Consider the following 6,305-nt stretch of genomic DNA (forward strand, 5'->3'; position numbering starts at 1 on the left):
GATTAACCTTTGAATTTATTTAATGTATCTGTTGCAGCTTTCTTTAAATCATCCAGTTTATGGCTCGCTTGAGCTTTTAGATCTTCAAGCTTAGCAGTAGCTTCATCTTTTAGTTCAGCAGCTTTTGCTTTGGCATCTTCTAACTTATGGCTTGCTTCTTGTTTTAAATGATCTAATTTCTCTTTGGCTGCATGCTGAGTATCTGCCAATTTTTCTTTCAGCTCATCTGCTTTAGCAGATAAAGCAGCTTTACCCTCACCATACTGATCCGTTGCATTTGTTTTTAAATCATCTAAAGTTTGCTCACCCTTTTGCTTCAACTCATTCGCTTTATCTTTTGCTTGTTGCAGATCAGCTTTCGTTTGATCAAGATCTTTAGCTGCAAAGTTTTTAACGTCTTCGACAGTTTCCTGACCTTTCTGCTTGATGTCATTTCCAAGTTCGCTGACTTTATCTTTGACTTGCTGTAAATCTGTTTTAGTTTGCTCCAAGTCTTTTGATGCGAACTCTTTTAACTGATCAATTTTGTCATTACTCATGTCTTGTTCCTCTTGTTATATCGTAATAAATTACTGTTGCTTTCAGTTATAGTTATACAAGATTCTGCGGATATTTAGAGGAATTGCTGCAAATTGAAACAAATGGGATACAGGAAGATTCAAATCATTTCTGTTCGGTAACCTTTTGAATTTTTAGATATAAAAATCATATAAAAGAATAACAGCAGTTTTACCCTTTAAATTCCTGTTTAGATATTTCATACAGTACGTGCCAGCTTAATGGATGATCGATATCTAAAACAGGATGTTGAAATTCAGTGATCTTTCTCATTTTTATCTTCTCCATCACCTTTTGAGATTTTTTATTATCTAGGGTGGTAAAAGATACAACTTTTTCTAGTTTTAACTGATCAAAAGCAAAAGCTAAAGCAGCATTTGCCGCTTCTGGCGCATAACCCTTCCCCCAAAAAGCTTGACCTAAGCGCCAACCAATTTCAATGCAAGGAGAAAATGAAAATTGTGTGGGTTGATCATGTAAACCCACAAAACCAATAAATTGTTGGGTTTCTTTGAATTCCGCTGCCCAAAAACCCCAACCTTGTTTTTGAATGATTGCTTTTAATTTATCAATATAAGTATTGCTTTCAGCACGAGTTAGAACTTTTGCAAAATACCGCATAAGCTCTGGATTAGCGCTCATCTCTGCAAAAGGTAAATAATCTGTTTCTAACCATTGACGTAAAATCAGTCTTGGTGTTTCGATCATTTTTACAACTATCAAATTTCAATTAAAAACTATTCACAATATACAGAAATAGTTCAGATATACTTTTTCGCTATCGTGAAATTAACCTGACTTATAAAGCTTTATCTATGAATGAAAATGAACTTCTAGAAATTCAACATGAACTGCAAGCTCAACAAAAGCGACTGAACTATATCCTGTCGAGTAAAAAAAGAATTCAAAACATGATTGATTCTTTTGAAGGAGATTTGGCAGAACAATTACTTCCTGTGATTCATAATGAAAGCAACGATTATGCTGGAATTGCAACAAGCTTAGCACTTTCAATTTGTTGGAAATTTTCAAAAGTTGAATTTCCAAAGACCGTTCATTGGTGCAGTGAATTAAGTATTAGCGATCTACAAGTTAAAGATGAATTTACCGCTGTAATTAAAGCTCAGGCTTGGTTAGGTACTTTAGGAAGTGATGAAATTTGGCAAACACCTTTATTTGCTGAAATTACAGTTGATCCAAAAACCAATCGCTTAAAGAGCTATCACATTCATTTCTTATCAAAAGGAAAAATCATCTCTTTAAGAAAGAACTCTAAGCAAAGCGTAACGGTTAAACAAATGCAGAGTATGTGATCCTATAGGATTAAAAAGATTTCACCGATTCCCTTGTGCAAGTCGCTCTTAAGTCATGTAAAATCATTTGCCTTGTAAATACGAATGAGAGAACAATATCCGTGCGTAAAATTTTAGTCACCAATGCCCTTCCTTATGCCAATGGTCCTATCCATATGGGTCACTTACTCGGTTATATCCAAGCAGATATTTGGGTTCGTGCGATGCGTGCAATGGGTCATGACGTGACTTACGTATGTGCGGATGATGCTCATGGTACAGCGATTATGTTACGTGCTGAAGCGAATGGCATCAGCCCTGAAGCGCAAATTGCCAATGTTCAGAAAGAACACATTCGTGATTTTGATGGTTTTGGTGTGCATTTCGATCATTATGATTCAACTCATAGCGATGCAAACAAAGCACGTGCATCTGAGATTTATATTAAAAACCGTGAAGCAGGCAATATCGCTGTTCGCCCTGTCACACAATTATTTGATCCTGAAAAAGGCATGTTCTTGTCTGATCGTTTCATTAAAGGCACGTGCCCGAAATGTAAAGCAGAAGATCAATATGGCGACTCATGTGAAGTCTGCGGTACAACTTATAACGCGACTGAGTTATTAAACCCACGCTCAACATTGAGTGGTGCAACGCCAGTTGAGAAATCATCAGATCACTATTTCTTTAAACTACCTAATTTCTCAGAATACTTACAGAAATGGACACGTGATCAAGGTCGTTTACCCTTGTCTATTGCCAACAAGCTAGATGAATGGTTTGAATCAGGTTTATCAGATTGGGATATTTCGCGTGATGCGCCTTATTTCGGTTTTGAAATTCCAGATGCTCCAAACAAATATTTCTATGTTTGGGTAGATGCTCCAATTGGTTATATGTCGAGTTTTGAAAACTACATCAAAACTAAACGTCCTGATCTAAGCTTTGATGATTTCTGGAAAAAAGACAGCGACAAAGAAGTTTATCACTTCATTGGTAAAGACATTGTTTACTTCCATGCACTGTTCTGGCCTGCAATGCTTGAAGGTGCGAACTACCGCACGCCATCTGGTTTATTCGTAAATGGTTTCTTGACAGTGAATGGTCAGAAGATGTCGAAGTCTCGCGGTACATTCATTAAAGCTGAAACTTATTTACAGCACTTGAATCCTGAATATTTACGTTATTACTTTGCGTCTAAGCTTTCTGACAAAGTTGAAGATTCAGATTTGAATTTAGATGACTTCGTACAAAAAGTGAATTCTGACCTTGTCGGTAAAGTAGTGAATATTGCCAGCCGTTGTGCAAAATTCATTAACAGCAATTTCAATAATACACTTTCAAGCACATGCGCTGAATCTGAATTGGTTCAAAGCTTTATTGATGCGGGCGACTCAATTGCTCAAGCCTATGAAGCTCGTGAATTCTCTGCTGCTATTCGTGAAATCATGGCTCTTGCGGACAAAGCGAATCAATATATTGATGAGAAAAAACCGTGGGCGCTTGCGAAGCAAGAAGGTCAAGAACAACAAGTTCATGATGTTTGCTCAGTTGGTATCAACTTATTCCGTCAGCTTGCGATTTACTTAGCTCCAGTGCTTCCAACACTTGCGGCTCAAGTTCAATCTTTCTTACAACTTGAAAGCTTTGACTTTGCATCACGTCAGCAAATCCTCGTTGCATACAAAATTGCACAATTCCAACCACTGATGCAGCGTGTTGATCCTAAAGCAGTTGCAGCCATGGTTGATGCATCTAAAGACTCTTTAGCGGCTGCGGCTGAACCTGTAAAAGTTGAGAAAAAGAAAGAGAAAAAAACTGCACCTGCGAAAGTTGAACCTAAAGTAGGTGAAGCAGAGATCATTGGTATTGAAGACTTTATGAAAGTTGACCTACGTGTAGCTGAAGTTTTAGAAGCTGCAACGGTAGAAGGTTCTGATAAATTACTTCAACTCACGTTAAATGTAGGTGAAGCTGAACCACGCAATGTGTTTAGTGGTATTCGTGAGTTTTATCAGCCTGAAGATTTAAAAGGCAAATTAGTGGTGATGGTCGCTAACCTTGCACCACGTAAAATGCGTTTTGGTATTTCTAACGGTATGGTACTTGCAGCGGGTAATGGTGAAGGGGTTTGGGTGATTTCACCTGAATCTGGTGCTAAAGCTGGTGATAAAGTGTCTTAAGAATTTTATGTTAGCCTTAACTTATTGTTAGGGCTAACTTTTTTAATAAAGTTAATCTATAATAAAAATAAGATTGATACTATCCAAAAATATGAACATTAACTCCAACAATGATTTTTTTTCTAATGTAAATATTGATGACCATAATCTATATCCATTTTTTCTAAAAAATATAGAATTTGAAAGATTTAGACATATCCCTCACTTGAATTTAGATTTTCAGCATCCAATCTCTGTTATTTCTGGAACAAATCGCTCGGGGAAGACAACTGTTTTAATGGCTATAGCTTGTAGTCATGAAAAATTTATGCGTCGAAATCCAACAAATGGGAATTTAGAGAGAAATACTTGGAGCTCTCTAATGAAATTTACAAATCATGATAAACAACTTGAGGATTGGACATATTATATTAATTATCGTAAAGGTATAAAATTTGAACGCAAACGTGGGCAAAGAAAAGCTCTCACAAATAAATGGAATGGTGTTGGTAAAAAAGAATCTCAATTTAATTTCCGTGATGTTGTATTTATTGATCTAGATAGAATACTGCCAGCACGTTTTTTTACTGCTAAAGTTTTTAATGTGGCTAAAAGAGGCAGTGTTGACAATTTATCTCCGCAAATGAAAAGCAAGTTAGAACACTATCTTTCACATATCCTAGAGCAACAGTTTAGTATTACAGGTATTGCTAAGGTAAATGATAAAGATGTTTTTAACTACACAAATTCTTTTGAGTACTCTAGCTTTAATACGGCTACGGGTGAGGATGTTTTAACTCGTATTTTAATCGATATAATTGAAGCTAATGAAAAATCTTTAATTCTTATTGATGAAATTGAAATGGGGCTTCATCCAAAAGTACAACGAAGATTGATGGATGTTATTCGAGATATCAGTAGAAATGAAAAAAAACAATTTATTATAACATCCCATTCTTCAACAATTTTAGATGAAGTAAATCCTGAATCTAGAATTTTCATTGAAAAAACACATACTTCAGAATACAGAGCAATTAACAATATTAGTGTTAGTGCCGCATTGACTAAAATGGATGCTAAGTCATTTCCGTTAATAGATCTTTATTGTGAAGATAAAATTGCAAAAAAAATAATTATGAAAGGTATACTTTTTTGTGCCGAACAGAATGATATTCAAAAACTTAATGAGTTAATTAATATCATACCAATAGGATCGGCAGATGATGTTTACAAAATTTTCAAGTCTCAGATGGACACATATCCTTTGAAGAAAATCAGATCAGGATATGCTTGTATATTAGATGGAGATATGAGATTAAAACAAAATCGTAATTCACAACCTCTTTATCCAGCACATCAAAATTTACACTTCATATATTCAAATGAATCACCCGAAAAATTTTTAACTCGCTTTTACTTAGCTTCTCATCCTAACGTAGCTATTCAGTACTATCTTGACAACGTAAATAATCATTATTTCTTTCAATCAATAATTGAAAACTCAGCATTAACAGATGAAGAAGAAGTTTTTAATTGTTGTTGGAATATATTCAAAAACACCCCTCAAGGTGAAAATTACTTAAACGAATTATCAAGTTTTATTTTCGAAGTTTATGAGCTATTTTCACAAGAATTATGATGAATGAGAAATCCTATGAAAACTCTAAAACTACTCTGCCTAACTCTATTCTTAAGTTGTACTAGCTCAAACCTGATCTGACAGTTACCCATTTTTTATTGTGCCTGTCAGGTTAAATTTGAGCTAAATTCTTCCCAGCCCAAATCCGTTTTCCATCAAGTAAAGTTTCAAGTGGTGTACGACCACAGCACATTTTTCCTTGATGAGTCCGTTCAGTATTATAGAATTTCAGCCAATCGTCTAGATCAACTTGTAATTCTTCCAATGAGCTATAAAGCTTCTTCCTAAACGTAATTTGATAGAACTCCTGCAAAATCGTCTTATGGAAACGCTCACATATACCATTTGTTTGCGGGGAAGCTGCTTTTGTCTTCGTGTGATCAATATCATTGACTGCCAGATATAACTCATAGTCATGTTGTTCTACCTTACCGCAATACTCAGTACCTCTGTCTGTGAGGATGCGAAGCATTGGTAAGTCCTGAGATTGATAGAATGGCAACACACGATCATTGAGTAAATCAGCCGCTGTAATCGGTGTTTTTGTTGTATAAAGCTTGCAATGAACGACCTTGCTATAAGTGTCGATGAATGTTTGTTGGTAGATTCGTCCAACACCTTTGAGATTCCCGACATAAAAGGTGTCTTGCGCGC

At 35.6% G+C, this 6,305-nt stretch carries 6 protein-coding genes; 3 read left to right on the top strand and 3 right to left on the bottom strand.

Annotation, left to right across the window (positions count from 1 at the left end; all coding sequences use genetic code 11):
* Positions 1–2 precede the first annotated feature (2 nt).
* The gene (locus tag NO346_RS11770; RefSeq protein ID WP_178882715.1) at positions 3–539 is read right to left on the bottom strand and encodes a hypothetical protein; all 537 of its coding nucleotides are present in this window, start codon (positions 537–539) and stop codon (positions 3–5) included.
* A 190-nt stretch (positions 540–729) separates the two neighbouring features.
* Complete coding sequence (locus NO346_RS11775) at positions 730–1,266, bottom strand: GNAT family N-acetyltransferase (RefSeq protein ID WP_256415268.1); 537 nt, start codon at positions 1,264–1,266, stop codon at positions 730–732.
* A 107-nt stretch (positions 1,267–1,373) separates the two neighbouring features.
* Here NO346_RS11775 and NO346_RS11780 point away from each other — a divergent pair, with 107 nt between their 5' ends.
* The 3 genes from NO346_RS11780 to NO346_RS11790 all read left to right on the top strand — a co-directional run bounded on the left by NO346_RS11780 (position 1,374) and on the right by NO346_RS11790 (position 5,651).
* Complete coding sequence (locus tag NO346_RS11780; protein WP_256415269.1) at positions 1,374–1,871, top strand: hypothetical protein; 498 nt, start codon at positions 1,374–1,376, stop codon at positions 1,869–1,871.
* 101 nt (positions 1,872–1,972) lie between these two features.
* A complete protein-coding gene (gene metG, locus NO346_RS11785; RefSeq protein ID WP_256415270.1) occupies positions 1,973–4,033 on the top strand; it encodes a methionine--tRNA ligase in 2,061 nt (686 codons plus the stop codon).
* Between the two features lie 91 nt (positions 4,034–4,124).
* Positions 4,125–5,651 (top strand): ATP-dependent endonuclease, encoded by a 1,527-nt coding sequence (locus NO346_RS11790; protein WP_256415271.1) that lies wholly within the window; start codon positions 4,125–4,127, stop codon positions 5,649–5,651.
* A 112-nt stretch (positions 5,652–5,763) separates the two neighbouring features.
* On the opposite strand, the gene NO346_RS11795 is transcribed toward NO346_RS11790, so the two are convergent.
* Positions 5,764–6,305: integrase core domain-containing protein (locus NO346_RS11795; RefSeq protein ID WP_256415272.1), on the bottom strand; the 542-nt coding region annotated here is incomplete at its 5' end.

This window comes from Acinetobacter sp. 5862, from assembly GCF_024494585.1.
Taxonomy (GTDB): Bacteria; Pseudomonadota; Gammaproteobacteria; order Pseudomonadales; family Moraxellaceae; genus Acinetobacter.

Coding starts and splice junctions, on each gene's coding strand:
- NO346_RS11770 (WP_178882715.1), bottom strand. CDS start 539: ATGAGTAATGACAAAATTGATCAGTTAAAAGAGTTCGCATCAAAAGAC.
- NO346_RS11775 (WP_256415268.1), bottom strand. CDS start 1,266: ATGATCGAAACACCAAGACTGATTTTACGTCAATGGTTAGAAACAGAT.
- NO346_RS11780 (WP_256415269.1), top strand. CDS start 1,374: ATGAATGAAAATGAACTTCTAGAAATTCAACATGAACTGCAAGCTCAA.
- NO346_RS11790 (WP_256415271.1), top strand. CDS start 4,125: ATGAACATTAACTCCAACAATGATTTTTTTTCTAATGTAAATATTGAT.